Origin of the sequence: Methylobacterium sp. J-076, from assembly GCF_022829405.1 — a bacterium.
Lineage (GTDB): Bacteria > Pseudomonadota > Alphaproteobacteria > Rhizobiales > Beijerinckiaceae > Methylobacterium.
This window is the reverse complement of sequence record NZ_JAKSXW010000127.1, coordinates 1-26,262: the sequence shown is the minus strand read 5'-3', so window position 1 is coordinate 26,262 and position 26,262 is coordinate 1. Positions and strand designations below refer to the sequence as shown.

Genomic DNA, 26,262 nt, shown 5'->3' with positions numbered 1-26,262 from the left:
CCCCGAGCCGCCGGGTCAGTTCGGTGGTGACGCGCGGACGCAGCGCGAACCCCCGACCGACCTCGCCTTTGCCGGAGAAGCGGCGCCAGCCAGGGCCTCCGCCCCTCCGGCAACGTCCCGCCCCGCTGGGGCGCTTCGCTGCGCTCGGGATGACGAAGAGGGACCCCCAAACCGCCACCGTCTTTGCGAGCGGGGCGAAGCAATCCAGGGACGCACCAACTGCGACAACGTCCCGCGGCCCGGGGTCGCTGCGCTCCGCTCTCAAAGACGGTGGCGGTTCGGGTGTCCCGCTTCGTCATCGCGAGCGCAGCGAAGCTACCCAGGGTGGCGGGACGTTGTCGAAGGCGGCGCGTCCCTGGATGGCGTCGCTTCGCGCGCAAAGACGATAGCGGTTCGGGTGTCCCGCTTCGTCATCGCGAGCGCAGCGAAGCGACCCAGGGCAGCGGGACGTTTTCGCAGGTGGCGCGTGCCTGGATTGCTTCGCTCCGCTCGCAAAGACGGTGGTGGTTCAAGTGTCCCGCTCCGTCATCGCGAGCGCAGCGAAACGACCCAGGGTGGCGGGGCGTCTGCCGGCGTGGCGCTGCTGGATTGCTTCGCTGCGCTCGCAAAGACGGTGGCGGTTCAAGTGTCCCGCTCCGTCATCGCGAGCGCAGCGAAGCGACCCAGGGCGGCGTGGCGTCTGCCGGCGTGGCGCTGCTGGATTGCTTCGCTCCGCTCGCAAAGACGGTGGCGGTTCGGGTGTCCCGCTCCGTCATCGCGGGCGCAGCGAGGCGACCCGGGGGGGCGGGCCGCGTCCCAGCATCGCGCATCGCGGGATTGCGCCGCATCACGCGGACGGGTGAAGGTGCTTTTCGTTTGCCGGCGGCGTTCGGCAACCGAGGTGAGGATGGCGACCGGAGCCGGATCCCATGCGGCGGCTGCTCAAGTTCCTGCACACGATGGGCTCGATCGGCCTCATGGGCGCCATGGCCGCGCTCCTCGTGATGTTCTCGGTGGCGCCGCCGCCTTCATCCCTTGCCGGCTACGCGCTCATCCGCGGGGCGATGGGCGCGGTGGCGACGTGGATCTTCCTGCCCTCGCTGGCCCTCGTGCTGGTCGCCGGCCTGCTGGCCATGGCCCTGCACCCGGTCTACCGGATCGCCGGCTGGGCGTGGCTGAAGCTCGCCACCGGCGTGCTGATGTTCGAGGGCGGCTTCGTCTACATCCAGGGGCCGATGCAGCGCGAGGCGGCGATGAGCGCCGCCGCCCTCGCCGGGCGGCTCGACCCGGCGGCGCTGGCCGCCACGATCGGTCCGGAGCGCAACACGCTGTGGGTGCTGCTGGCCGTGGCGACGGCCAACGTGGCGCTGGGCATCTGGCGCCCGCGGGTGCTGCGGCTTCCCGCGCCCTGAGGCGTCAGCGCCCGAGCACGGCGGTGAGGCGCCGGACGGCCTCGCGGGCGAGGCCGGGGCTGATCGCGTAGCACATCCGCACGAAGCCCTCCCCCTCGGGGCCGAAGGCGGTGCCGGGCGCCACGCCCACCTTCGCCTCGTCCAGGAGCCGGAAGGCGAGGGGAAGGCTCGCCTCGCCCTCCACCAGACGGGCCATGAGGTAGAACGCCCCCTCCGGCGGGGCGATGGCCGCGCCCGGCAGCCGCGTCAGCCCGTCGATCAGGATCGTCCGCGCCGCGGCGCAGCGCTCCACCATGGTGCGGATGAACCCGTCCCCCTCGTCCAGGGCGACGATGGCGGCGTGCTGCACGAAGGTCGGGATCGAGGTGGTGTTGTACTGGCCGAGCTTGGCGAAGGTCCCGTCGAGACCCTTCGGGTAGATCAGCCATCCGGCCCGCCAACCGGTCATCGCCCAGTTCTTCGAGAAGGTGTTGGCGACGATCAGCCGGTCGTGCTCCGTGCAGATCTGCAGGAAGGACGGGGCGATCGACCCGCCGTAGGTGAAATGCGCGTAGACCTCGTCCGCGAGGATCCACAGCCCCCGCTCCCGGGCGAGGTCGCGCAGGGCCACCATCTCCTCCAGCGGCATGATCCAGCCGGTGGGGTTCGAGGGCGAGTTCACCATGATCACCCTTGTCCGCGGGGTGAGCACGGCCTCGATGTCGGCCAGCGGCAGGGAGAACCGGCCCTCCGCATCGACCCGGTAGGGCACGCTGACCGGCACGCCCCCCGTCACCCGCACCGCCTCGGCGAGGTTCGGCCAGGCGGGGGAGGGGATGACGATCTCGTCGCCGGGCTCCAGCAGGGCCTGGGCCGCCTGCATCACCGCGTTCATGCCGCCCGCCGTGACGGCGAAGCGGTCGGGCGGGATCTCAACCCCCCAGTGGCGCGCATGGTAGGCGCCGAGCGCCTCGCGCAGGCGGGGCAGGCCCAGGGAGGTGGCGTAGCGGGTGTGCCCGGCCAGCATCGCCCGGTGCGCCGCCTCCACGATGAAGGGCGGCGTCGGCAGGTCGCCCTCGCCGATCCACAGCTTCACCACATCGGGATCGTCCCGGCCCCGGTCGGCCACGAGGCCGATCTGGCTCATGCGGATGCCCTGCATCCGCGGCGACAGGAGGCCGGCTCCGGCGGGGGCCAGGGATTGGGGCGAGGGGGATTGGGGCGAAGGGACCGATCGATCCATGGGTGGGGGGAGGCTCCCGTTCGGCGCGGGGGGCGCGCCACGGGGAGGCCGTGCCGGGATTCCCGGCGGCGCGCAACCGGGCCCGCCCGTTCCGGCGGGCCGGACGCCCTACCAGCAGGCCCGCGGCAGCCGGGCCTTCCAGCGCTGGCCGGCCGGCAGCGCAGCCCGGCCCGAGCGGTCGGTCCGCAGCGACGGGCGCAGGGAAGGCGGGGCGGCGGTGTCGCGCGCCGGCTCGGCGATCGCCACCGGGCGGGGCGGGGTGGCGGCCGGTGCCTCCGCGAGGGCGGCCGGGCGGGGCGCGGCGACGGCGGCCCGGGGCTTCGCCCGCCGGACGCGTGGCAGGGCGGCCTCCCGGGGCGGGGCCATGGCCTCGGGCTCCAAGGGGTCCGGCTCCGGCGGCGCCATGATGTTGGGAAGGATCCGCCGCGCCGCCGCCGTGGGCTCGGACGGGGCCGACACCGCGGCCCAGGGATCGAAGACGAGCCGCACCGACTCGGACGCTATCTTCGACTGGAGCTGGGGAGAGGGCGGAACCCGCTTGGGGATCGCGACGGAGTTGCCGTCGCGGGAGCTCCCACGGGATTCGACGATGAACGGACGCCGCACGCGAGGGTGGCGCATGGACAGGATGATCTCGATAATCGGGGTTGAAATCCGCGCTTTCGGAGCGTGGGGCGCCGCACAGCCGGAATGGTGCCGTGAGAAAGGTTGCAGAAAAGCTTGCGCGAAATCAAGCGGTCTACGTCTGGAGCGGTGAAAATAAATCAATCGTCCACATTCGATGGCCACTCTGCACCTATTCTGGAGCGGCCTGCTTCAACACTCAAACAGCTTCATGAACCGGGCCGCCGCGGTCAGGCATCTCCCGCCTTCGTCCCGGGAAGTCGGGGGCCGTTGCAGGGGCGCGGTCCGTCGAGGCGCCGCGCCTGGGCTGCCGCGCGCGTCTGTTCTGGCGGGAATGCCCGGAACACCATCGCGTTGTTTGTCGATCCCGCGACGGTGCGGGCGGCGGGTGTCCGCTCTTCGGCCCGTTCGCGGGGCCGGTTCGGCCGGGCGGGGTGGCCTCAGTGGATCGTCCCGTCCTCCGGGCTCGGCATCGGCTCGGCGGCCAGCGCGTCCGTCAGGGGGAATTCCAGCACGATCTCGCCGGCCTCATCGGCGACGAAGAGCACCGCCCGGAGCAACTCGGGGTCCGCGGCGGCCCCCTGGAGCAATTGCACCGCCAGCACCTTGGCCGCCTCCCAGGCCGCGTCGGCGTCGTCCAGCTCGCGCCCGTCGGGGTCGACCACCACGTCGTCGCCGATATGGGTGTGGAAGAAGTAGCGTGGCATGCGTCTTCAGCCCTCGGCCTCGTCCCCCCGGCCTTCCTTAGCGCCACCGGGCGAGGGTGTCTCACCGGCTCCGCGATCCGGGGGGCGGGCTACTGGCCCGCCGACGGCTCGGCCACGGCGGTGGCGACCTGCGAAGACGCGAACGGTGTCGCGATCTGCGTCGCGGGTAACTTGGTGCGCGTCTTCTCGTAAAACACGTTGCCCCCCGCGGCGGCCACGTAGTGCATGTTGCCGTAGTGGAAGCGGTAGCCGGCGGTATGGAAGTACATGGCCTTCCCCACCTTGGGGTGCCGCTCGCCCGCCAGTACCGCATCGGTCACCTCGGCGATCTTATCGAGGTCCTTCTCCCGCATCGGCTTCGTGAGCACGCCGGTCGCGAACTGGCCCGGCTGGCCGACGACGGCACAGATGCCGCCCGGAAACATCGCGGCCTCCAGCCGGTTCATCACGACCGTGCCGACGGCGAGCAGGCCCTCGGCGTCGTCCCGCTTGGACTCGAAATACATGGCGCGCCCGAGGCAATCGCGCTCGGTGTCGCTGACGAGCAGGGGGCCTTTCTGGCCGGCGATCGCGCCGGTGGCCGTGGGGTCCATCGTATTGCAGGCACTCAATCCGGCGCCCAGGAGCAGCATTCCGATCCACGCTGTCGATGACGTCGCCCCAATACTCCGCATGCCGCTCCGCTTTCCTCCTGGCGGGGAGATGCGGGGCCCCGCCTCACAGCGAGATGGCCCCGGCGTCCCTCACGCGGCCAAGCGTAAGCGTCACTTCTGGGCGAGGATGTGGCGGTGTGTGCAACCGGTAGGCGTGTTCTGCGGAGTCGCCGCCCGCGCGCCCGGGTCGTCCGCGCCGCGGGCTAGGCTTGCGCCGCGCCCCGGCGAAGTCGTCAGCCACAAGCAGGGAAAACGTCGCGCCCTTCGGCCGTCCCACGCGGCCGAGCGGTGTCCGCTGCCTCGCGTGGTCCGGGCCGGGCCTCGGCTATGTCCGGGAACGTATTGTCGTCAGGGCCATCCGTGACACCGCTGTGTGACAGCGCGGTCGTCACGGGGCCGTCGTCTGGCACCAACCCCTCGATCTGCAACAGAGATCAGGTTGGTGCGGCCAAGAGGACTCGAACCTCCACCCCTCGCGGGACTAGCACCTCAAGCTAGCGCGTCTACCAATTCCGCCATGGCCGCATTTGGACAGGACTGCGTTCTGTCCGAAACACCGTCGTCGCGCGCCCCGGAGGGCGCCGTTTCGTCCGGCGCGGCAGGCGATACCAGATCGCTTCCGCCCCGACAAGCGAATGTTCGCCGGCCCCGTCAGGCGGCCAGGGGCCCGTCGTCCAGGAACGCCGCCGCCCCGTCGCCGATGGTGACGGTGGGGTCGATGATCGCGGCCTCCTTCCGGATCAGCTCCGTCACCTCGATGGAGATGCGGTCGCCGGTCACGACGATCTGGCCCCGGGCGACGGGGTGGTCGTTGGCCAGGATCTCGACCATGTCGGAATCCGAGGCGTCGAGGGCGATGACCGCGCCGCGGCCCATGCGCAGCAGCATGTGCAGCGGCATCCGCGCCCGGCCGAGCACGACGGTGAGATCGACCTTCAGGGTCTCGAACACGCCCGCGCCCACGCCGACCTTGCCACCGTTCACCGGGAATGATTGTGAGACCATCCCTCGCTGATGGTGAAGTCTTGGTAAACGCCGCCCGCCTCGCGGTCACTCCGGCCGCCTTCCTGCCCAGCCCGGGCGCGCCCCCCGTCGCGTGGCGGGTGAGCGACGCGCCCGTGGGCTACCCCGAGGCGGTGGCCTGGATGGAGGCGCGGGCGGCGGCCATCGCGGCGGGGCAGGCGCGGGAATGCGTCTGGTTGCTGGAGCATCCGCCGCTCTACACGGCGGGCACCTCGGCCCGGGCGGAGGACCTCGTCGCGCCGGAGCGCTTCCCCGTCTTCCCGAGCGGCCGGGGCGGCCAGTACACCTATCACGGCCCCGGCCAGCGGGTCGCCTACGTGATGCTCGACCTCACCCGCCGCAACCCGGACCTGCGCGCCTATGTGGCGAGCCTGGAGGCATGGCTCATCGCCACGCTCGATGCCTTCAACGTCCGCGCCGAGCGCCGGGAGGACCGGGTCGGCGTGTGGGTGCGGCGGCCGGAGAAGGGCGCGGCCGTCGAGGACAAGATCGCCGCCATCGGCATCCGGGTGCGCCGCTGGGTGAGCTTCCACGGCATCAGCCTGAACGTCGAGCCCGACCTCGGCCATTTCACCGGCATCGTGCCCTGCGGCGTGCGCGAGCACGGCGTCACGAGCCTCGTGGACCTCGGCCTGCCGGTGAGCATGGCAGAGGTCGACATGCAGCTGCGCGCCGCGTTCGAGGCGGTGTTCGGGGCGACGGTCGCGGAGGAGGCGGGCTAGGGCGAGCCCGGCGGCGGCGCGCCGCCCTCAGCGCACCCATTCCACCTGCACCCCGGCCTCGGCGGGCAGGCGCGCCCAGGCCCTGTCGGCGCTGAGGGCCGTCGTCCCACCCAGGCTCGCCGTGGCGAGGCAGGCCCGGTCGCCGAGGGAGAGGCCGGCGGATCGCGTCAGCCGGCGGAGGCGCGCGGTTTCCCGGGCATGCGCGGCATCGCAGGGCAGGATCGTCAGCTGCAGCCCTTCGATGATCGCCGCGATGGTGCCGTCTGGCATGCCCAGGTCACACAGCTTCGCCAGGACTTCGGCGAGGTTGACGGCCGACAACGTCGCGCCTGGGAGATGCTCTGCGACCCGGTCGGCCCCGGCCTCGTCGAAGATCGCGGCCAGCAAGGCGGAGGCGTCGAGCACAGGGCCGGGCACGCCGTCCTCAATCCTCGGCATTGTCGGCGCGGCGCTCCGCGAGGAACTCGTCCACGACCGAGCCGGACGCCCTGCGGAACAGGGCGGCCAGCTCCCGCACGCGCCGCAGGGAGTCCTCGGCCGTCGTGAGGTGGATCCCGTCTTCGTCCTGCATGAGGACGATGCGGCCGGCGCCGCTCAGGCCCAGGACGCGACGGATGTCGGCCGGGAGGCTCATCCCCCCATCCTCCGCCACCTGGATCGTCCGACGTTGCGACATCGCCGCCCTCGAAGCCCTGATCTCTCAACCGGTTCGGCATGATGGCAGGCGACCCCCGGCCTGTCACGGCGGAGCCCGCCCCGGTTCAGAAATCCGCGTGGAGCCGGGAGGCGAAGAAGTGCGCCGGGCCCCGGTCGCGGTTGTAGGCGGGGTTGTCGATGAACTGGTAATCGAAGGTCAGGGTCACGAACTTCGTCAGGTTCATGGCGTAATAGGTCTCGATCGCCCGCTCGGAGCCGTAGCGGAGCTGGCCGTCGCCGATCAGCAGGCCGTAATAGCCGTTGGCGAAGGCGGCCCGGTGGGAGGGCGAGAGGCCGTTCATCGCCGCGCCGAGGCCCACCGTGTCGTCCGGACGGTCCCAGGCCTTGCCCTTCAGGGAGAGGCCGCCCGACACGCTCTGGTCGATGTCGGTGAAGGAGATGTTCTCGGTGCGCCCGTCGCCGACGCTGGCCCGGGCGAACAGGCCGAGTTCCGGCGTCAGCGCCTGCTCCAGGTTGATGTAGCCGCCGCTCTTCCGGCGCGGGCGCCGGGTCGCCGCCACGGCGTCGTTGATGTCGCCGAAGGCCCCGAGCTGGGTCAGGGTCACCACGTCGCGGTAGTTGGCCGAATTGCCCTCGTTCGAGAACAGGCCGATGCGGACCTTGCCCGGCTGGTCGAGGACCGGCAGGACGTGGCGCTCCTCGAACTCAATGTTGAGCCCGGCGCGGCGGAACACCCGCGGGTCGAGCACGTCGCTCGAAGGCTCCTTGGGCACCTGGGTGTAGGCGGCCCGCACGGCGAAGTCCGGCCGGTTGTACTCGGCGTAGACGCCTTGCGTGAAGCCGGGGAGGTTGGCCGGGAAGTCCCAGGCCGAGGCCGCCCAGAGCGACCAGTTGAAGAAGTCCACCCGCGGGTCGTGGGCGTAGACGTTCCCGTCGAAGAAGTCGCCGAGTGCGAACTTGCCCGCGATCAGGGTGATGCGCTCGGCATCGTAGCGGGTCGCCACCTGGTTCGGCCCGTCGGGCACCTCCACGGTCTCGCCGCCGAGGCCGATCGTCTGCTTGACGTAGTAGCGGTTGGAGCGGAGCTTCGGGAACGGGGCGCCGGCCTTCTGCGCCTCGCCGTTGACGAAGCCGGCGACGCCGAGCGTCCGCGACAGGCCGAAGCCCTGGCTGAATTCGGGGTTGTAGTAGAGCTCCGTCCCCTCCGCGAGCTTGAACCCGAGGAAGACCGTCGCCGTCGTGGTCTGCCGGGCCTGATGGGGGATCAGGCTCTGCTCGCCGAGATAGGGGGAGCGGAAGCCGGGCACCCCCTGGGCGATCAGCGTGGTCTGCCCGTGGAGGGAGAAGCGGTCCGAGGTGGCGGTGTCGGGGTCGTGCGGGGCGGTCTCGTCCGGGTCCGCGGGCACCTTCAGGCCCCCCGGAAACCACATCAGCCGCAGGAACATCTGGTTGGAGGTGAAGCTCGCCCGGCTCGTCACCGGGCCGAGGCCGGGCACGGCCCCCAGCGGGAAGCGCCCGCCCTCCCCGAGGTCGATGTAGCGGTAGTCGATCCCGAGGGCGAGGGTGTCGGAGACGGCGTATTGCACGCCCGCCCCCAGGGTGAAGCCGAGATAGCCGAGGTTGGCCCTCGCGGTGGCGAGGCCCCCCGTGCCGAGGTCGGGATAATTGGCGAGCACCCGGGCGTTGGCCCCCGCGAGGCCGAAGGTGGCGTAGACGAGGTAGCGGTCGAAGCTGTAGCCGAGCCGGCCGCGCAGGGTGCCGTAGACGTCGGTCTTGGCGCGGATCACGTCGAAGGCCGGGTCCACCCCCTCGTAGCCGAAGCCGGCGATGGTGGAGGGGACCGGGCGCTTCAGGTTCGCCGCGTCGAGGGCGGCCTCGATGCCGTAGAGCCACGGCCCGTTCTGCCAGTTCCAGCCGGCATAGGCGCCGCCCACGGCCGTGGTGGCGTCGCGCCCCCGGTCGCTCCGGCCGGTCGAATCACCGCTCTTGAAGGCGGGGACCGTTTGGCCGCCCACGGTGGACGGGGCGAACGTGTAGGCGCCGTACGCGCCGCCCGCGCTGCCCTCCAGCCCGAGATAGGGGCCGGACCAGTCGGCGAAGGCCCCCGCCGCCGGGGGCGCGGCGAGGTCGGCGGCCGGGGCGGCGGCCGGGCTGGCGAGGGCGAGGCCGAACAGGACCCGGCGCAGGTGCGCGCCCCGTCCCACGGACGAGGCCGCCGCGCGGATCCGGGATGCGGTCGCCCCCTGCATGCCCATCGTCAGGTTCCTTGGATATAGCATTTGCTATAATCGATGTCCGTAGCGTCGCCGTTCGGGGATGGCAAGGCACCTCCGCGCGGCCGCCTCCGCGCGCACTGCCGCCGCCGATCATCGGCGACACAATGCGACGGTGCGGTGACGGATTCCCTCGATCCCCAGGCGAGGGATGCGCCTCGTGACGGCATGCCACAGCGGAGGGGGATACGCTTATCACATCTCCACAAGAGATGAAGTCTTTAGCAATTCTAAGCGGGCCATCGCGACATCTTCAAATCGATGTCTTGTTTAGAACTGTTATGATTTGATTGTGCAAGGAGGGACTTTGAACTTCGCCCGGGGCGGCTTATGTGGCGGAGCCATGCCCGCCACCGCCTCCCTCCGACTCGCCCTCGCCGCCTCAGCCCTGCTGGCGGCCGCCACCGCCGCCTCCGCCAAGGAGGTGCCGATCGGCCCGCACCTGACCAAGAACGGCCTGGAGGTCGCGGCCGTCTACCTCCAGCCGATCGAGATGGACCCGCCGGACATGATGCGCCCGGCCGCCCAGTCCGACATCCATCTGGAGACGGACATCCGCGCCGCCAAGGACAACCGCAACGGCTTCGCCGAGGGCGATTTCGTCCCCGCCCTCGACGTGCGCTTCACCCTGGTGAAGCTCGACGGGGACAAGGCCACCGGCCAGAAGGTCGAGGGCGCCCTGATGCCGATGGTGGCCAACGACGGCCCCCATTACGGCGACAACGTCAAGCTGTTCGGGCCGGGCCGCTACCGGATCACCGTCTCCGTCGCGCCCCCCGGCAAGGGTAGCCATTTCGGCCGCCACGTCGACAAGGAGACCGGCGTCGGCCCGTGGTTCGAGGCCTTCGACATGACCCAGGACTTCACCTTCGCCGGCACCGGCAAGAAGGGCGCCTACTGAAGAAGGACGACGATTCCCGTGATCGCCCGATTCGCCGCCGCCGCCCTCCTCTCGCTCTCCGCGGGCGCCGCCGCGCGTGCCGACGACATGCCGGTGATCAAGGTGGAGATGCGCGACGGGGTGATCCTGCCCGCGCTCATCGAGGTGCCGGCCAACACCCGCTTCAAGCTGGAGATCGCGAACACCGGCCAGTCGCCGGTGGAGTTCGAGAGCCTGGAACTGAAGCGTGAGAAGGCCCTGGCCGCCGGCTCCACCTCCGGAATCGTGTTCCGGACGCTCGACCCCGGCAGCTACGACGTGTTCGACGACTTCCATCCGGAGGCCAAGGCCAAGCTGGTCGCCAAGTGAGGAACAGGGCGGGCGCATCCGTGGGCGTCGATCTGGCGCTGGCGGGCGGGGCGGCGGCCCCGGCCCGCGCGGGCGCGCGCGATGCCGTCATCGCCCGCTTCGGCGATTGGCTGCGCGCCCATGCCGGCGCCATCCGCGCGGTGCAGTGGATCGTGGTGGCGGTCTACGCGGTGCTGGTGGCGGTGCCCGCCTTCCTGCCCCTGCCGGACAACGCCCAGCACATCTGGACCAACCTGACGCTGGCGGCGCAATTCGCCTTCTGGGGCATCTGGTGGCCCTTCGTGCTGGTGAGCATGGTGCTGGTCGGCCGGGTCTGGTGCGGGGTGTTCTGCCCCGAGGGCGCCCTCACGGAGGCGGCGAGCCGCTGGAGCCGGGGCTACGCGGTGCCGCGCTGGATCACCTGGAGCGGCTGGCCGTTCCTCGCCTTCGCCGGCACCACGGTCTACGGGCAGATGACGAGCGTCTACGGCTACCCGAAGCCGGTGCTCGCCGTGCTGGGCGGCTCGACGCTGGCGGCCATCGTCGTCGGCCTGCTCTACGGGCGCAACAAGCGGGTGTGGTGCCGCTACCTCTGCCCGGTCAACGGCGTGTTCGCCGTGCTCTCGAAGCTCGCCCCCCTGAGCTTCCAGGTCGACCGGGGCGCCTGGGCGGCCTCGCCCAAGCCGGCCGGGGGCTCGGCGAGCTTCAACTGCGCGCCCCTCGTGCCGGTGAAGACCATGCGCGGGGCCGGGGCCTGCCACATGTGCGGGCGCTGCTCCGGCCACCGGGGGGCGGTGCGCCTCGCCCTGCGCTCCCCCAACCACGAGATCGTCCACGTGGCCGGCGACCAGCCGTCCTGGGAGCAGACCAGCCTGATCCTGTTCGGGATGCTCGGGCTGGCGGTGGGCGCGTTCCAGTGGTCGTCGAGCCCGTGGTTCCTCGACATGAAGCAGGCGGCGGCGACGTGGCTGATCGAGCGCGGCACGACATGGCCGCTCGAGGCCTCGGCCCCCTGGTTCGTGCTGACGAACTACCCCGACAGGAACGACGTGATGACGCTCCTCGATGGGGCGATGCTGCTGGCCTATATCGGCGCGGCGACGGTCGGCCTCGGCCTCGGCCTCGGGGCCCTGGTGGCGCTGGCGGCCCGGGTGCTCGGGCCGTTCTCGCTCCGGCGCTTCCACCACCTGACGCAGGCGCTGATCCCGATCGCCGGGTGCGGCATCTTCCTCGGCCTCTCGGCGCTGACGGTGACGTTCCTGCGGGGCGACGGGATCGTCGTGCCCTACGTCGCCGAGGCCCGCGCCGCCCTCCTGGCCGGGGCGGCCCTGTGGAGCGCGTGGCTCGCGTGGCGGGTCGCGGGGCTCTCGGCCGGGGGCCTTCGCCGGGCCGCGGCCTGTGCCTGCATCGCCTGCGCGGCGGCCGTCTCGGTCGCCAACTGGGTGCTGCTGTTCTGGATCTGGTAGCGCGGGTCCCGCGCGCATTCGGGAAAACCCATCATGATCGGTGCCTTCGTCATCGCCTTCCGCGAGGTCATCGAGGCGGGCCTCATCATCTCCATCGTGCTCGCGGCGACGCGGGGCATCCCCGGCCGGATGCGTTGGGTGCTGCTCGGCGTGGCGGGCGGGCTCGGCGGCGCGGCCCTGGTGGCCCTGTTCGCGGAGAGGATCTCCGACGCCTTCGAGGGCAGCGGGCAGGACCTCTTGAACGCGGCGGTGCTGATCGTCGCCGTGCTGCTGCTGATCTGGCACAACACCTGGATGAGCAAGCACGGCCGCGAAATGGCCGGCGAGCTGCGCGCGGCGGGCGAGGCGGTCCGCAGCGGCCAGCGCGAGGCGGCGGCGCTCGCCATCGTCGTCGGCGCGGCGATCCTGCGCGAGGGGGCGGAGCTGGTGCTGTTCCTCTACGGCCTCGTGGCCTCGGGTACGTCGGGGGCCGACATCCAGTTCGGGGCGCTCGCCGGCGTCGGCACGGGGGTGCTCCTGTCGGCGGTGAGCTATCTCGGCCTCGCCTCGATCCCCGCGCGCTACGTCTTCACCGTCACCAGCGTGCTGATCACCTTCCTGGCGGCGGGCCTCGCCTCCCAGGCGGCGCAGTTCCTGGCCAATGCCGGCGTGGTCGACATCCTCGGCCACACGGTGTGGAACAGCTCGGGGCTGATCGCCGAGAATTCGTGGACGGGCCGGGTGCTGCACGCCCTCGTCGGCTACACCGACCGCCCCACCGCCCTGCAGCTCGCCATCTACATCGCCACCATCGTGGTGATGGTGGTGCTGATGCAATGGGCCTCCGCCGACAAGCGCCGGGCCGTGCGGACGGCGTAGGGGGAAACGAGACGCGGCCCGCCGTCCGCGGTCGCCAACCCCGTCATTGCTTCGGCTTCGCTCGCAACGACGGGGAGGGTTCTGGGACGCCCCCGTTCAGCCCTTCGCCACCGGGCGGGACGTATCCGCCCCCCATTCCGACCACGAGCCGTCGTAGAGCCCCCGGATCGGGTGGCCCATCGTCTCCAGGGCGAGGCCGACGATGGCGGCGGTCACCCCCGAGCCGCAGGTGGTCACCACCGGGCGGGCCGGATCGACCCCGTTGGCGGAAAACACCTCCGCCAGCTCCTCCGGGCTCTTCATCCGCCCGTCGCGCTGAAGCGCGGCGTAGTGGACATTCTTCGCGCCGGGCATGTGGCCGGGGCGCACGCCGGGGCGGGGCTCGGCCTCCTCGCCCCGGAAGCGGGGGCCTGAGCGGGCATCGACCACCTGGGCCGAGCTTGTCTCCAGGGCGCGGGCGACGTCGGCCGCGTCGGCCACCGCCCCGTGATCCAGGCGGGCGGTGAAATGCCGGCGCGTCCGCGGCTGGGCCTCCCCGTCCTCGGTCGGGTAGCCGGCGGCGACCCAGGCGGGCAGGCCGCCGTCGAGGACCAGGGCGTCGCGCATCCCGAAGGTCTTCAGCATCCACCAGACGCGGGGGGCCGAGAACAGGCCCTGGCCGTCATAGACCACCACCTGCTGCCCGTCGCCGATGCCGAGCGCGCGCATCCGCGAGGCGAACACCTCCGGCCGGGGCAGCATGTGCGGCAGGGGCGATTCGGTGTCGCTCATCGCGTCGAGGTCGAAGCGGACGGCGCCGGGGATATGCGCGGCGGCGTACTCGGCCTCCGGGTCGCGGCCGGCGGCGGGCAGGTACCACGAGGCGTCGAGGACCACGATGTCCGGCGCGGTGAGACGCTCGAACAGCCAAGCGGGCGTCACGAGGGGCTGGTGCGTCATGGTCGGTTCCGTGCTGAGGGCGTTCCGCCGAACAAATCACACGGGGCGGCGGGATGCACGCGGGGGACGCGGCCTCCGCGCCGCGGCGGGCCGGATCCGTCATCCGGGCGCGGTCAGCTACGCACCCGTCACTGTGGTCAATTGCGTGGGGCGCAGGACGCACTTGTTTTCAAGGCAATGGACCCCAGCTACGACATTACCATGACAGCTCTGCGCCGGTCCGCGACCGGCTCCAACGCGGGGGTTCGGGACGCTGCGTGACCCGCAGGACGGCCCGCAGCCTTCCGTGGCGGCAGGGCGTTTCACCTTTTCCAGACAGGGGCGCCCCCGCGGCCGCCATTCAGGACCCGACCGATGAACCAACTCGTCCGCATGTCGCAGATCGGCGATGCCGAGGGCATCAAGGAGCCCTCCGAGGATCTGCGCGTGCCCTTCGCCCAGTCGGGCGCGTTCGTCTGCAAGTACATCATCGGCGAGCCGAGCGATCAGGCGATCTGCTGCGGGGCGCCGGTGCAGGACGGGAAGAGCTGGTGCGCCTTCCATCGCCGCATCGTGTTCGAGCCGGCCCGGCCCGGCCGCATCCGCTGAGCCAAGCGCGGCGGTTGCCTCGCGCGGCCTGCCTCGGGCATGGTCCGCGCCGCCCGCCCGCGCGGACCGACCGGAGATGCGAGCCGTGACCCAGCCCCAGCCCCGCCAGCCCGACCACGCCATCGATCCCCTCTTCATCGAGCGGCATTCGCCCCGGGCCTTCACCGGCGAGGCGGTGCCGGAAGCCGAGCTGATGCGGATGATCGAGGCGGCCCGCTGGTCGCCCTCGGGCTACAACTCGCAGCCCTGGCGCTTCCTCTATGCCCTCAGGGGCGACGCCCACTGGCAGACGTTCTTCGACCTCCTCGTGCCCGGCAACCAGCGCTGGGTGGCCGAGACGGGGGCGATCCTGTTCCTCGTCTCCAACGCCCGCATGCGGGTCGGGGACGAGCTGAAGCCGTCCTACAGCCATTCCTTCGACACGGGCGCCGCCTCCCTGGCCTTCCAGCTCCAGGCGGTGCGCCAGGGCTGGCACGCCCACGGCATGACCGGGTTCGACCATGCCCGCGCCCCCGGCGTGCTGCGGCTGCCGGAGCATCACCGGATCGAGGCCGCCTTCGCCGTCGGGCGCAAGACGCCGGAGGCCGAGCTCACCGAGGAGCAGCGCCCCCGCGAGGCGCCGAACGGGCGCCGGCCGATCACCGATTTCGTGCTCGCCGGCCCGTTCCCCGCCGATGCGGAGTGATCCCCGCGGAGCGGGCGCACCCGTGTCCGTGTTATCGACACTTCAGACCATCCTGGGGGCAGCCATGACGCGACTGGGCGAGACCGGATCACAGGCCGAGGGCGGCTTCCTCGACGGCGGCGGGTTCGATCACGCCTCGGGCCTCCAGACGGTGGCCGACCGCCACGGCGTCAGCCTCGATGCGGTGCGCCACCTCCTGCGCGCCCTGGAGCGGGGCCACGGGCGGATGGCGCAGTTCGACCATCCGGATCTCGGGGGCCTGGGCCAGTGGACCTCCGGCGGCATGACGATGGTCGGCCGCATGTTCGACGACGCCCTGAAGTCCAAGGTCGCGGCCCTCTGCACGGAGCTCGCCGCCACGCTGCCCGCCGAGGGCTACGCCTCCACCTCGTCCGCGGGCCGGCCGGTGGGCGCGGGCGAGTGGTGGCCGGGCGGCCTCGGGCGCCCCTCCTCCACCGGGTCGCAGGACGGGATGCGCTACGCCTATTTCCCCGAGAGCCGGCGCCTGGCCATCGATGAGGGCTCGGGCGTCGTCGTCTACGATACCGCGGGGCACGAGATTTCCGGCGTGTCGCAATCGAACGGCCTGGTGCGCTTTTCCGGCGCGGCGGGGCCCGTCGCCCTCGACCGGCTGAGCCGGGTCGGGGCGGAGGCGCCGGCCGTGCCCTCGCCGTCGCCCCGGCCGCCGGAGCCGGCACCCCCGGTCGCGTCGGGGGACGTCCTGGCGACGATCGAACGCCTCGCCGACCTGCACGCCCGCGGCGTGCTCACCAGCGTGGAGTTCCAGAACAAGAAGGCGGAGCTGCTGGCGCGGCTCTGACCGCCCGCGGCGGCGGGGGGACGACCATCCACAGCGGCGGGTGGGTGTGGGCGAGCCCTCGGGCGTTTCCGGTGGCGTCGTCCATCGACGGTGCCTAGGATACCGCGCGAAATGGTGTTGCGCTCGGCTCACGCGGCCCAGGAGGCCCCCGCCCTCGGGATCGGTTTCTACACCGTCCCCGAAGCCGCGCGTCTGATCCGGATGCCGGCCCGCACCATCAACCGGTGGCTCGGCGGTTACGCCTACGGATCCGGCGGCGAGCCGCGCCGGATGCCGCCACTCTGGACCCCCGAACTGCCGGCGAACGACGACAGGCTCGAACTCGGATTTCGTGATCTGATCGAGTTGCGTTTCGTCCACGCATTCGTGCGTGAGAATGTCGATCTGCGCGTCGTCCGCGGCTGTCTCGAGGCGGCGCGGGAGGCCGTGGACGATCCGCGGCCGTTCTCCACCCGGCGCTTCAAGACGGACGGGCGAACGATCTTCCTGGAAAGCCTCAAGGCGGACGGAGGGAGCGAGGTGCTCGACTTGAAGCGGGGGCAGTAGTCATCAAGGCCGTGCTGGAGCGGACCTTCCGTGACCTCGACCTCGAAGGCGACGTGGTGACCCGCTGGCGGCCCTATCAGGGCCGGGACACGATCGTCATCGACCCACGGCGATCCTTCGGCCAGCCGATCGCCGCAGAGACAGGGGTGCCGACCGTGGCCCTCGCCGATGCCGTCGCGGCAGAGGGCTCGGCCGAGCGCGTGGCGCGTCTCTACGACGTCGCCGTGGGCGTCGTCCGCGATGCGGTGCGATTCGAAGAGTCCCTGCGCGCCGCGTGAAGGTGATCGTCGACGAGAACCTTTCGCCTGCCCTCACCCGGGCACTCGATGCCCTGTTCGCGGGCGAACACGAGATCACCGACATCCGGTCCCGCTTCGGGACGGGCGTGACGGACCTGCACTGGATCCCGGGTCTGAGCCGCGAGGGGCGATGGGTCGTCCTGTCGGGGGATCGGCGCATCCGCCGCAACAAGGCCGAGTTCAATGCCTTTCGCGCCTCACGGCTGATCGGCTTCTTCTTGTCGGCAGGGCTCTACAAGGCGCCGCTCGTCAAGCAGGCCGAGCGTGTTCTCGCCTTATGACGCGGGATCGAAACCTTCGCGGAGCGGGCACAGCCCGGCTCCATGTTCGAGCTGCCGATGACCAGTACGCGCATCGGCACGCTGTAGGGCCGTCAGGCGATGCCGGCGCGGAGCAGGTCGTGGATGTGCAGGATGCCCACCGGCCGGCCGTCGGCGACGGCGAAGACCGCTGTGATGAGCTTCCGGTTCATCACCTCCAGCGCGGCATGGGCGAGCTTGTAGGGCTCGACCGTGATCGGGTCGCGGGTCATCACCGCGTGGACGGGGGTGGCGAGGATCGCCGGGCCCATGTGGCGGCGAAGGTCGCCGTCGGTGACGATGCCGACGAGGCGCCCGTCCGGGCCGGTGACGCCGACGCAGCCGTAGCGGCGGGCTGCCATCTCGATCAGCACCTCGGACATCAGCGCGTCCTCCTGCACCAGGGGCATCTCCGCGCCCCCGTGCATCAGGTGCTGCACCGTCTTCAGGCGGGCGGCGAGCGTTCCGCCCGGATGCAGGGTGTGGAAGCGGGCCGAGGTGAAGCCCCGCCGCTCCAGCAGCGTCACCGCCAGGGCGTCGCCCAGCGCCAGCTGGATCAGGCTGGAGGAGGTCGGCGCGAGGTCGTGCGGGCAGGATTCGCGCACCCGCGGCAGCTCCAGCACCACGTCCGCGGCCTTGCCGAGGGTGCTGGCGGCGTTGCGCGTCACCGCGATCAGCGGGATCGAGTAGCGCCGGGAGAAGCCCACGAGGTCGGACAGCTCCGCCGTCTCGCCGGACCAGGACAGGGCGAGGATCACGTCGTCGCGGGCGATCATCCCGAGGTCGCCGTGGCTCGCCTCCGTCGGGTGGACGAAGAAGGCGTGGGTGCCGGTGGAGGCCAGCGTCGCCGCGAGCTTGCGCCCGACATGGCCGCTCTTGCCGATGCCGCTGACGATGACGCGCCCCTCGGTGCCGAGGATCGTCTCCACGGCGCGCTCGAAGGCCTGGCCCAGGGCGCCGCCGAAGGCGGCGGCCACCTCCTGCAGGGCGCTGACGCCGAGGGTGAGGCTGCGCAACCCGAGTTCGCGCGCGCCCTCGGCGTCGCGGGCGACGGCGGGGTCGAAGGCGTCGTCGAAGAGGGCGGGCGCGGCCGAAGGCGTCATGGCGTTCCGTGTCGGTGCGAGACGGTCCAGGGGTCCACGCCTCGGAAGCGCGACGCTTAGGACCGCCCCGTGGCCGGATTGTGACCCGGGGCCCGCCGTTGAGCCCGGCTCCGTGCGGGTGCATGATGGCGCCACGCCAGACCACCTCGCCAACCGAGGGCCTCCATGACCATCCGCTTCCCCGACCCCGACCCCACCGTCCTCGCCCGCCGGGACGAGATCATCGCCGGCCTCGCGCCCCTGGTGGCCGCCGAGGCGCTGATCACCTCGGAGGACGAGCGCCGGGCCTTCGAGACGGACGGCCTCACCGCCTACCGGCAGATGCCCCTCGCCGTCGTCCTCCCCTCCACCACGAAGGAGGTCTCCAAGGTGATGGCCTATTGCCACGCACACGGCGTGCGGGTCGTCCCGCGCGGGGCCGGCACGTCGCTGGCGGGGGGCGCCATCGCGCAGGGGGACGCGATCATCCTCGGCACCGCCAAGATGACGCGGATCCTCGACCTGAACTTCGCCGACCGGGTGGCCCGGGTGCAGAGCGGCATCACCAACCTCGCCATCTCCGGCGCGGTCGCCCACGAGGGCTTCTTCTACGCCCCCGACCCGTCGAGCCAGCTCGCCTGCACCATCGCGGGCAACATCGCCATGAATTCCGGCGGCGCCCACTGCCTGAAATACGGCGTGACGACCAACAACCTGATGGGCGTCACCCTGGTGATGAACGACGGCACGGTGGTCGAACTCGGCGGCGACCACCTCGATGCGGCGGGCTACGACCTGCTCGGCCTCGTCTGCGGCTCGGAGGGGCAGCTCGGCATCGTCACCGAGGCGACCGTGCGGATCCTGCGGGCGGCGGAGGGGGCGCGGCCGGTCCTCGTCGGCTTCTCGAAGGTCGAGGATGCGGGGGATTGCGTCGCGGCCATCATCGCCGCCGGCATCATCCCCGTGGCCATCGAATACATGGACCGGGAGGCGATCCTCATCACGGAGGACTTCGCCCAGGCGGGCTATCCCCGCGACGCCGAGGCGATGCTGATCATCGAGGTCGAGGGCTCGCAAGCCGAGTGCGACGCCATGCTCGGGCGGATCGAGGCCATCGCCGCCGACTTCCGGCCGACCAGCGTCCGCGTCTCTCGCTCCGAGGCGGAGTCGGCCGCGATCTGGAAGGGCCGGAAATCCGCCTTCGGCGCCACGGGCCGCATCTCGGACTACATCTGCATGGACGGCACCATCCCCACCGGCCAGCTCGGGCCGGTGCTGGAGCGGATCGGCGCCATCTGCGCCGGCCACGGCCTGCGCGTCGCCAACGTGTTCCATGCCGGCGACGGCAACCTGCACCCGCTGATCCTGTTCGACATCAACAAGCCGGGCGAGCTGCAGAAAGCGGAGGCCGCGGGCGACGAGATCCTGAAGCTCTGCGTCGAGGTCGGTGGCTGCCTCACCGGCGAGCACGGCGTCGGCATCGAGAAGCGCGACCTGATGCGCTTCCAGTACGCCCAGGAAGACCTGGAGCAGCAGATGCGAGTGAAGGCGGTGTTCGACCCCGACTGGATGCTGAACCCCGCCAAGGTCTTCCCCCTGGACGGGCGGATCGCGGCCTGATCCGACCCTCGCCCTCGCCGGGGGCCGGGCGGGCAACCCGTCCCGCGCAATTCTAACCCCAGGTTGTGGTCCCGGTCGGACGAGCGGCCGGGGCGGGGGCAGAAGAACGGCGGGGAGAGTACTGTCGCTGATCGCAGCGTGAGCTGGAAACGGGGCTCGCCCCGGCCAGGGATGCGGTCGGGCAAGCTTCGCTCGTCCCGCCGCTGCTATGGAACGTCCGGTGCGCCCGTCGGTGCGGCATGGCCGGCGAGGGGGGCGCCGGCCACGCTGCACATCGGCGGATCGCCGTGGTCTATAGTATTACTCGGCCTCGGCCGTCTTGCGGCTGGAACGGCCCTTGGCGACCGCGGTCGCGGCCTTGCGGCGGGTGCGCGGGGCGGGGCTCGCCTCCTCCTCCGGCTCGTCGGCGACGTCGGCCGCCTGCCCGGACCGGCCCGGCTGGCCCAGGCCGAGGCTCTTGGCCAGGGCGGAGCGCTGGGCGGAGTAGTTCGCGGAAGTGGTCGGGTAATCCGCCGGCAGGCCGTAGCGCTCCCGGTAGCTATGCGGGTCGAGGCCGTGTTTGGTCAGGTGGCGCTTCAGCGTCTTGTACGACTTGCCGTCGATGAAGCTGATCAGGCCATCGGGGCGGATCGACTTGCGGACCTGGGCGGGGCTGGGCTTCTCGACGGATTCCGTCGTCTGCGCGACGGGGCCGGAGGCGACCCGGTTGAGGGCTTCGTGGACGCTGGCGATCAGCATCGGCAGCTCGGCGGTGGGGACGGAATTGTTCGAGACATAGGCCGCGACCACGTCAACGGTGCGTTCGATATAGTCGAGTTGCGATGTCGGCGCGGTTTCAGACATCCGTGATACCCTCGTTCGTTTTCTGATGAAATGGCCCCTCGGCGTCGAATTATGAGGATTGGAGAAAAAAGCAAGGTGTTTTGTGAATGTGACCTGTGCTCGGTTGATAGTTTACGCACAGTTCCTTTGCGGCAGTGGCATCCGCCGACGCCTTGCCTCCGAACAGGCCGGATATTTCGGCAGGTGGCGCCTCGCGAATGTTCAGGCCGTAGGGGAAAGAGTTTTCTGCTGAGAAAAGAGACCGTTACCGCGGGCTGAAAGGCCGCCGCTCAGGCCGGGACTTGCCTGGGGCATCCACTAAAAGTTGTATTTGCCCGGGAGGGTCCGATTGCGCGCAATCGGGCCGGTCGCCGGCGCATTTGTGCGATGCGGCATTATGGCCCATTGGGCCGCCTGAAACGCCGTCAAGCGAAGGTCTTGCGGGGGTCGAACGCGTCTCGCACCGCCTCGCCCGCGAAGACCAGCAGGCTGAGCATGGCGGCGATCACCGCGAACCCGGTCAGGCCGAGCCACGGGGCGGTGAGGTTGTCCTTCCCCTGGGCCAGCAGCTCGCCGAGGGAGGGCGAGCCGGGGGGCAGGCCGAAGCCGAGGAAGTCGAGGGAGGTGAGGGTGGTGATCGAGCCGTTGAGGATGAACGGCATGAAGGTCAGCGTCGCCACCATGGCGTTGGGCAAAAGGTGGACGCGCATGATCCGCACGTTGGACAGGCCCAGCGCCCGCGCCGCGCGCACGTATTCGAAGTTGCGCGCCCTCAGGAACTCGGCGCGCACCACGCTCACCAGCGCCACCCACGAGAACAGCAGCATGATGCCGAGCAGCACGAAGAAGCCCGGGGCGATGAAGGCCGAGATGATGATGATCAGGTAGAGGGTCGGGATCCCGCCCCAGACTTCGATGAAGCGCTGGAAGGCGAGATCGACCCATCCGCCGAAATAGCCTTGCACCGCCCCGGCGAGCACGCCGATGGCGGACGAGACCGCGGCGAGGATCAGCCCGAACAGCACGGAGATGCGGAATCCGTAGATCACCCGGGCGAGCACGTCGCGGGTGGTGTTGTCGGTGCCGAGCCAGTGCCAGGGGATGTCGGCGCAGGTGGTGCCGCCGGCCCGTTCCGCCACGGGCCGGCACTGGGCGTCGGAGAGCATCCAGGTCGGCGGCGAGGGGGAGGGGGTCGGCAGGTTCTCGTTGATCGTGTCGTAGGAGAACGGGATCGGCGGCCAGAGGGCCCAGCCGTTCTCCGCGATCTCCTTGCGGATCTCCGGCGAGCGGTAATCGGTCACGGCGAGGAAGCCGCCGAACTTCTCCTCCGGATAATCGACGAGGACCGGGACCAGCCACTCGTTCTTGTAGGAGACGAGGATAGGCCGGTCGTTGGCGATCAGCTCGGCGAACAGGCTGAGGACGAACAGCCCGGTGAAGATCAGGAAGGACCACGAGCCCAGGCGGTTGGCCCGGAAGTTGGCGAGCCGCCGCCGGTTGAGGGGGGAGAGCCCCCCGCCGATCACCGGCGCGGCCGGCGGGGCGGCGATCTCCGGCGCCACGCCGGCGGAGGGCCGCTCGTCCGGGCGCAGCGGCATCGGCTGGGCGCCGGGCATGGGCGCGGCGACGGTCGTGCCGCGGGGCGGCGGGGCGGCCTCGTTCATGCCAGCGGACTTGCCGCCGGGGGCGCCGATGTCAAGCGGCGTCGGGATCCGCCTCAGTCCGGGATCCGTGTGGCGGTGCCCTCGATCTCGTTCGGCCGGACCCCGCCGGTGCGCTCCATCCAGCGGCGCAGCAGGCGGACGTTGCGGCGGTTCGCCTTGAAGGCGGCGTCGAAGATGTCCCCCGCCAGGGGCACCGCGCCGATCACCCCGTCGAAGGCGACGTTGAGCGCCATCCGGCCGACCAGCCAGCGCGGGGCGCCGAGCCGGCGGGCCTCGTAGACGATGAAGGACGAGATCACCATGCCCGCCACGTCGCCCACCAGGGGGACGAGGCCGATCAGCGCGTCGAAGCCCACCCGCCGGTTGATGCCGGGGATGACGAAGGCGCTGTCCATCAGGTGCGCCAGGGTTTCCAGCCGGGCGAGGCTCGCCTCGTGGCCGAGGTCGAAGGCGGTGAACGCGGCGTCCCCCGGCTGGGGCCGGGCGCCGGGGAAGGGTTTCGCCTGGGGCGGGACGTCCCTCGGCGGGAGACCCTGCGGGGGGATGCGGGAGATCGTCATGGTCATGGGAGACGATGTGGCCGCGGGTCCGGTTCCCCGCAAGGCGCGCCCGAACGGGCGCCCGCACCCTCAGCGCGCGAGGCGGGACATCCGGTCGAGGGCGGCGTCCAGGGTGGCGTCGGCCTTGGCGAAGCATAGGCGCACGAGGTGGCGCACCGCCCCGTCCGGGTAGAACGCGCTCACGGGGATCGCCGCGACCCCGTGGCGGCTCACCAGCGCCTCGCAGAACGCCACGTCGTCGCGGGCCCCCAAGGGCGCGATGTCGATGTTGAGGAACCACGTCGCCGCCGCCGGCAGCACCGTGAAGCCCCGCTCGGCGAGGCCGGCGGCGAGGCGGTCCCGCGAGCGGGCATAGCCGGCCCGCATCGCGGCGAACCACGCCGGATCCTTGCCGAGGCCGAGGGCGACGGCCGCCTGCAGGTTCGGCGGGGTGGTGAAGGTGAGGAACTGGTGCGCCTTGGCGAGCACCCGCATCAGGCGGGCATCGGCGGCGACGAAGCCGACCTTCCACCCGGTCAGCGAGAAGATCTTGCCGGCCGAGCCGATCTTCACCGTGCGCTCCCGCATGCCGGGCAGGCCCATCAGCGGCACATGGCGCGCCCCGTCGAACACCACGTGCTCCCACACCTCGTCGCACAGGGCGATCACGTCGTGGGCGCAGCAGAACCGGGCGAGCAGGGCGAGGTCCTCCCGGCCGAACAGGGTCGCGCCCGGGTTGAGGGGGGTGTTGACCAGCACGAGCTTCGTCCGGTCGGAGAACGCCTCCGCCAGGGCCGCCTCGTCGAGCCGGAAGGCGGGGGGCATCAGGTTGACGATCCGCGGCACCCCGCCGGCCCGGCGCACCAGCGGGAGGTAGGCGTCGTACATCGGTGCGAAGAGGACCACCTCGTCCCCCGGCGCGATCAGCGCCAGCAGCGCCCCGGCCAGGGCCTCCGTGGCGCCGGAGGTCACCATCACCTCCGTCCCGGGGTCGAGGGCGAGCCCCTGGTGGCGGGCGTAATGCACGGCCACGGCCTCGCGCAGGGCCGGCAGGCCCATCATCGGCGGATATTGATTCGGGCCGTCGATCAGCGCCCGGGCGCCGGCCTCGCGGAGGTCGGCGGGGCCGGGATCGTCGGGGAAGCCCTGGCCGAGATTGACCGCCCCGTGCTCGCGGGCGAGCCGCGACATCGTCTCGAAGACGGTGGTGGGGAGCTCTGCGAAGACCGGGTTCATCCCGGCGCAGTAAGGCCGATTCCCGCCGGCTGGCAACGGCGGCGGCCCGCCCACCCCGCGCCGCCGCCCGGACGGGGAATGTGTGATCCCGCACAGCGCCCCTATCCGAACGCTCCGGGACGGCTGACGAATGTTGACATTCATCACTCGAAGGATAGGTTTGCCTCACGGCCCAGGCGGCACCCGCTTTCCGCGGGGCTCTGCCCCCTCGCTCCGCTGTCCCGGCGGCGCCGCATGGGCTGGAGTGAGAGGGCCATCGGCTTGTCGGCCGGTGGCCCTTTCCATGTTCCGGGGCTATCGGTCGGGCCTCGCGACGGGCTGATCCTCGATGATGCGGTGTGTTTGTCTCGCCCTGGCCTTCACCGGCCTCGGGCTGGCCCTCAGGGTGTCGCTGGCGCCCCTGCCGGTGGATGGTCCGTTTCGCGACGTCCTGCGTTCCTATGGGGCCCCGGCCAGCAATACCCCCGAAACGTCGTCGCCCTAGTGCAGGCTCATTGACTGCCTAATCCAGGCGACGTCACCGGGAGGGCGCAGGGCCGGGGTGGGCCGCGCCGGGTCCGGTGCATCGTTCCTCCGCGGCCGGCGTCTTCGGACGCGGCGATACAGCGGATGGGTGACGCGACCGGAATGTGCTTGAGTCGGGAATGAACGAGAGTTCGCCGATCCGTACCGAGACTGCCCGCGCCTACGAGCCGGGGCCGATCCAGGCTCCGGTGCGCACGCGGCGCCGTGCCCGCCCGATCCGCTGGCTGGTGGCCCTCGTCATCCTGGCGGGCCTCGGCGCCGTGGGGCACCGCTGGTACGACGCCCGCACGGCCACGGGCACCGAGCAGGCCTCCGGCGCCGCGGGCGGCCGGCACGGCGGCAAGCGGGGGAGCCCGGACATGCCGCAGGCGGTGGGCATCGCGGCGGTGACGACGGGCGACATGCCGGTTGTCCTCCAGGGCCTCGGCACCGTGACGCCGCTGGCCACCGTGACGGTGAAGTCGCAGATCAGCGGCTACCTGACGGAGGTGAAGTTCCGCGAGGGCCAGATGGTCAAGGCGGGCGATCCCCTGGCGCAGATCGATTCGCGGCCCTACGAGGCGCTGCTCGCGCAGTACCAGGGCCAGCTCGCCCGGGATCAGGCCGTGCTCCAGAACTCGAAGCTCGACCTGCAGCGCTACCAGACCCTGAACCGCCAGGATTCGATCTCGAAGCAGAACGTCGACACCCAGGCCGCCCTGGTGAAGCAGAACGAGGGCACGGTCGCCGCCGACCAGGCCCTCGTCGATCAGCAGAAGCTCAACATCGCCTACACCCACATCACCTCGCCCGTGGACGGGCGGGTCGGCCTGCGGCAGGTGGACCAGGGCAACTACATCTCGGCCGCCTCCACGGCGATCGTGGTGGTGACGCAGCTCCATCCGATCTCGGTGGTCTTCACCCTGCCGGAGGACGACGTCGCCCGGGTGATGCGCCGGGTCCGGTCCGGGGCCAGCCTCACGGTCAGGGCGTACGACCGGGGCGACGCCCACGAGATCGCCACCGGCCGGCTCGACACGGTGGACAACCAGATCGACACGACCACCGGCACGGTGAAGCTGCGCGCCCTGTTCGACAACGGCGACGAGGAGCTGTTCCCGAACCAGTTCGTCAACGCGCGCCTGACCGTGGACACGGTCCGCGGGGCGACGCTGGTGCCCAACGGCGGCATCCTGCACGGAAGCCCCGGCGCCTACGTCTACCTGATGGACGGGGACGGCAAGGTCGTGGTCCGCCCGATCAAGACCGGCGAGACAGATGGCAACGCCACCGTGGTGGTCTCCGGCCTCAATCCCGGCGACCGGGTCGTGACCGACGGCACCGACCGGCTCAAGGACGGCGCCAAGGTGCGCATCACCGAGGGCGCGCAGGCCTCCGCGGCGGACGGCAAGGAGGCGCTGGCCGCCGGCCCGCAGGCGCCTTCCGCCGACGCGGCGAAGGAGGCCGCCGCCGAGGGCGCGCCGCAGCAGCAGGGCGGGCGCAGACGGCACCGGCAGGGGCAGTGATGGGCGCGGGCCGCGTGACGCCTCCCTCCCCCCTCTGTGGGGGAGGGTACCCCGTGCAGCGGGGGGGGAGAGGGGAGCGCCGGTGCCGGAGAAGCCGCGCCGGGCGCCTCACCCTGCACCGTCGCGCTGCCCCTCTCCCGACCCCCGCTGACGCGGGGGCCACCCTCCCCCGCAGGGGGGGGAGGGGGAGCGCGCGATGAACCCGTCCCGCCTGTTCATCCTTCGCCCGGTCGCCACCACGCTGCTGATGCTGGCGATCCTGATCGTCG

The 26,262-nt window shown here is 71.4% G+C and carries 27 protein-coding genes, 1 tRNA gene and 1 pseudogene; 14 read left to right on the top strand and 15 right to left on the bottom strand.

Going from position 1 to position 26,262, the window contains the following annotated elements; translation table 11 throughout:
• Positions 1 to 908 precede the first annotated feature (908 nt).
• Positions 909 to 1,391: a hypothetical protein gene (locus tag MKK53_RS13540; protein WP_243929229.1), complete on the top strand. Its 483-nt coding sequence runs from the start codon at positions 909 to 911 to the stop codon at positions 1,389 to 1,391.
• A gap of 4 nt (positions 1,392 to 1,395) precedes the next feature.
• On the opposite strand, the gene MKK53_RS13535 is transcribed toward MKK53_RS13540, so the two are convergent.
• The 6 genes from MKK53_RS13535 to MKK53_RS13510 all read right to left on the bottom strand — a co-directional run bounded on the left by MKK53_RS13535 (position 1,396) and on the right by MKK53_RS13510 (position 5,602).
• Positions 1,396 to 2,613 (bottom strand): pyridoxal phosphate-dependent aminotransferase, encoded by a 1,218-nt coding sequence (locus MKK53_RS13535; protein ID WP_243929228.1) that lies wholly within the window; start codon positions 2,611 to 2,613, stop codon positions 1,396 to 1,398.
• Between the two features lie 108 nt (positions 2,614 to 2,721).
• Positions 2,722 to 3,234 carry a hypothetical protein gene (locus MKK53_RS13530; protein ID WP_243929227.1) on the bottom strand — a complete coding sequence of 171 codons (513 nt, stop codon included), beginning with the start codon at positions 3,232 to 3,234 and terminating at the stop codon, positions 2,722 to 2,724.
• Between the two features lie 443 nt (positions 3,235 to 3,677).
• Positions 3,678 to 3,944: a DUF6894 family protein gene (locus MKK53_RS13525; RefSeq protein ID WP_243929226.1), complete on the bottom strand. Its 267-nt coding sequence runs from the start codon at positions 3,942 to 3,944 to the stop codon at positions 3,678 to 3,680.
• A gap of 89 nt (positions 3,945 to 4,033) precedes the next feature.
• Entirely contained in the window at positions 4,034 to 4,576 is a 543-nt protein-coding gene (locus MKK53_RS13520; protein WP_243929225.1) for a cell wall hydrolase, read from the bottom strand.
• Positions 4,577 to 5,037: 461 nt separating this feature from the next.
• Positions 5,038 to 5,122 (bottom strand) — tRNA-Leu (locus MKK53_RS13515).
• A gap of 126 nt (positions 5,123 to 5,248) precedes the next feature.
• Positions 5,249 to 5,602: a FliM/FliN family flagellar motor switch protein gene (locus MKK53_RS13510; protein ID WP_279599022.1), complete on the bottom strand. Its 354-nt coding sequence runs from the start codon at positions 5,600 to 5,602 to the stop codon at positions 5,249 to 5,251.
• Positions 5,603 to 5,622: 20 nt separating this feature from the next.
• Here MKK53_RS13510 and lipB point away from each other — a divergent pair, with 20 nt between their 5' ends.
• On the top strand, positions 5,623 to 6,342 hold the full coding sequence (gene lipB, locus MKK53_RS13505) for a lipoyl(octanoyl) transferase LipB (protein WP_243929224.1): 720 nt from the start codon (positions 5,623 to 5,625) through the stop codon (positions 6,340 to 6,342).
• A gap of 27 nt (positions 6,343 to 6,369) precedes the next feature.
• Here lipB and MKK53_RS13500 read toward each other — a convergent pair whose 3' ends face one another.
• From MKK53_RS13500 to MKK53_RS13490, 3 genes are all read right to left on the bottom strand, one after another.
• Complete coding sequence (locus MKK53_RS13500) at positions 6,370 to 6,759, bottom strand: type II toxin-antitoxin system VapC family toxin (protein WP_243929223.1); 390 nt, start codon at positions 6,757 to 6,759, stop codon at positions 6,370 to 6,372.
• A gap of 7 nt (positions 6,760 to 6,766) precedes the next feature.
• Entirely contained in the window at positions 6,767 to 7,018 is a 252-nt protein-coding gene (locus MKK53_RS13495) for an AbrB/MazE/SpoVT family DNA-binding domain-containing protein (protein ID WP_243929222.1), read from the bottom strand.
• An 85-nt stretch (positions 7,019 to 7,103) separates the two neighbouring features.
• A complete protein-coding gene (locus MKK53_RS13490; protein ID WP_243929221.1) occupies positions 7,104 to 9,254 on the bottom strand; it encodes a carbohydrate porin in 2,151 nt (716 codons plus the stop codon).
• Positions 9,255 to 9,615: 361 nt separating this feature from the next.
• Here MKK53_RS13490 and MKK53_RS13485 point away from each other — a divergent pair, with 361 nt between their 5' ends.
• Genes MKK53_RS13485 through MKK53_RS13470 form a run of 4 tightly spaced genes read left to right on the top strand, consistent with a single transcriptional unit; the run spans position 9,616 to position 12,824 of the window.
• Positions 9,616 to 10,173, top strand: a complete 558-nt coding sequence (locus MKK53_RS13485) for an iron transporter (protein ID WP_243929220.1) — start codon at positions 9,616 to 9,618, stop codon at positions 10,171 to 10,173.
• Positions 10,174 to 10,191: 18 nt separating this feature from the next.
• Positions 10,192 to 10,521, top strand: coding sequence for a cupredoxin domain-containing protein (locus tag MKK53_RS13480; protein ID WP_243929219.1), 330 nt, complete (start codon positions 10,192 to 10,194; stop codon positions 10,519 to 10,521).
• 38 nt (positions 10,522 to 10,559) lie between these two features.
• Positions 10,560 to 11,966 (top strand): 4Fe-4S binding protein, encoded by a 1,407-nt coding sequence (locus MKK53_RS13475; RefSeq protein WP_243929230.1) that lies wholly within the window; start codon positions 10,560 to 10,562, stop codon positions 11,964 to 11,966.
• A gap of 33 nt (positions 11,967 to 11,999) precedes the next feature.
• Positions 12,000 to 12,824: an FTR1 family protein gene (locus MKK53_RS13470; RefSeq protein ID WP_243929218.1), complete on the top strand. Its 825-nt coding sequence runs from the start codon at positions 12,000 to 12,002 to the stop codon at positions 12,822 to 12,824.
• 96 nt (positions 12,825 to 12,920) lie between these two features.
• On the opposite strand, the gene sseA is transcribed toward MKK53_RS13470, so the two are convergent.
• The gene (gene sseA, locus MKK53_RS13465) at positions 12,921 to 13,763 is read right to left on the bottom strand and encodes a 3-mercaptopyruvate sulfurtransferase (protein ID WP_243929217.1); all 843 of its coding nucleotides are present in this window, start codon (positions 13,761 to 13,763) and stop codon (positions 12,921 to 12,923) included.
• A gap of 291 nt (positions 13,764 to 14,054) precedes the next feature.
• Between sseA and MKK53_RS13460 the strand changes: the two are divergent.
• The 6 genes and pseudogenes from MKK53_RS13460 to MKK53_RS13435 all read left to right on the top strand — a co-directional run.
• Positions 14,055 to 14,351, top strand: a pseudogene (locus tag MKK53_RS13460) (GcrA family cell cycle regulator); the annotation flags it as partial.
• Between the two features lie 76 nt (positions 14,352 to 14,427).
• Entirely contained in the window at positions 14,428 to 15,036 is a 609-nt protein-coding gene (locus MKK53_RS13455) for a nitroreductase family protein (protein WP_243929215.1), read from the top strand.
• Between the two features lie 64 nt (positions 15,037 to 15,100).
• Complete coding sequence (locus MKK53_RS13450) at positions 15,101 to 15,856, top strand: SHOCT domain-containing protein (RefSeq protein WP_243929214.1); 756 nt, start codon at positions 15,101 to 15,103, stop codon at positions 15,854 to 15,856.
• Positions 15,857 to 15,967: 111 nt separating this feature from the next.
• Positions 15,968 to 16,402 (top strand): hypothetical protein, encoded by a 435-nt coding sequence (locus MKK53_RS13445; RefSeq protein WP_243929213.1) that lies wholly within the window; start codon positions 15,968 to 15,970, stop codon positions 16,400 to 16,402.
• Positions 16,403 to 16,413: 11 nt separating this feature from the next.
• Entirely contained in the window at positions 16,414 to 16,680 is a 267-nt protein-coding gene (locus MKK53_RS13440) for a DUF433 domain-containing protein (RefSeq protein WP_243929212.1), read from the top strand.
• Positions 16,677 to 16,982 (top strand): hypothetical protein, encoded by a 306-nt coding sequence (locus MKK53_RS13435; protein ID WP_243929211.1) that lies wholly within the window; start codon positions 16,677 to 16,679, stop codon positions 16,980 to 16,982. The genes MKK53_RS13440 and MKK53_RS13435 overlap by 4 nt, the downstream gene beginning before the upstream one ends.
• A 92-nt stretch (positions 16,983 to 17,074) precedes the next feature.
• On the opposite strand, the gene MKK53_RS13430 is transcribed toward MKK53_RS13435, so the two are convergent.
• Entirely contained in the window at positions 17,075 to 18,103 is a 1,029-nt protein-coding gene (locus MKK53_RS13430; RefSeq protein WP_243929210.1) for an SIS domain-containing protein, read from the bottom strand.
• 165 nt (positions 18,104 to 18,268) lie between these two features.
• Between MKK53_RS13430 and MKK53_RS13425 the strand changes: the two genes are divergently transcribed.
• Complete coding sequence (locus MKK53_RS13425) at positions 18,269 to 19,702, top strand: FAD-linked oxidase C-terminal domain-containing protein (RefSeq protein WP_243929209.1); 1,434 nt, start codon at positions 18,269 to 18,271, stop codon at positions 19,700 to 19,702.
• A gap of 300 nt (positions 19,703 to 20,002) precedes the next feature.
• On the opposite strand, the gene MKK53_RS13420 is transcribed toward MKK53_RS13425, so the two are convergent.
• The 4 genes from MKK53_RS13420 to MKK53_RS13405 form a co-directional block, all read right to left on the bottom strand.
• On the bottom strand, positions 20,003 to 20,545 hold the full coding sequence (locus MKK53_RS13420; RefSeq protein WP_243929208.1) for a MucR family transcriptional regulator: 543 nt from the start codon (positions 20,543 to 20,545) through the stop codon (positions 20,003 to 20,005).
• A 404-nt stretch (positions 20,546 to 20,949) separates the two neighbouring features.
• Entirely contained in the window at positions 20,950 to 22,122 is a 1,173-nt protein-coding gene (locus MKK53_RS13415) for an ABC transporter permease (protein WP_409564325.1), read from the bottom strand.
• Between the two features lie 119 nt (positions 22,123 to 22,241).
• The gene (locus MKK53_RS13410) at positions 22,242 to 22,748 is read right to left on the bottom strand and encodes a DUF4112 domain-containing protein (RefSeq protein ID WP_409564324.1); all 507 of its coding nucleotides are present in this window, start codon (positions 22,746 to 22,748) and stop codon (positions 22,242 to 22,244) included.
• 69 nt (positions 22,749 to 22,817) lie between these two features.
• Complete coding sequence (locus tag MKK53_RS13405) at positions 22,818 to 23,963, bottom strand: aminotransferase (protein WP_243929205.1); 1,146 nt, start codon at positions 23,961 to 23,963, stop codon at positions 22,818 to 22,820.
• 644 nt (positions 23,964 to 24,607) lie between these two features.
• Between MKK53_RS13405 and MKK53_RS13400 the strand changes: the two genes are divergently transcribed.
• Positions 24,608 to 25,993 (top strand): MdtA/MuxA family multidrug efflux RND transporter periplasmic adaptor subunit, encoded by a 1,386-nt coding sequence (locus MKK53_RS13400; RefSeq protein ID WP_243929204.1) that lies wholly within the window; start codon positions 24,608 to 24,610, stop codon positions 25,991 to 25,993.
• Positions 25,994 to 26,262: the final 269 nt, after the last annotated feature.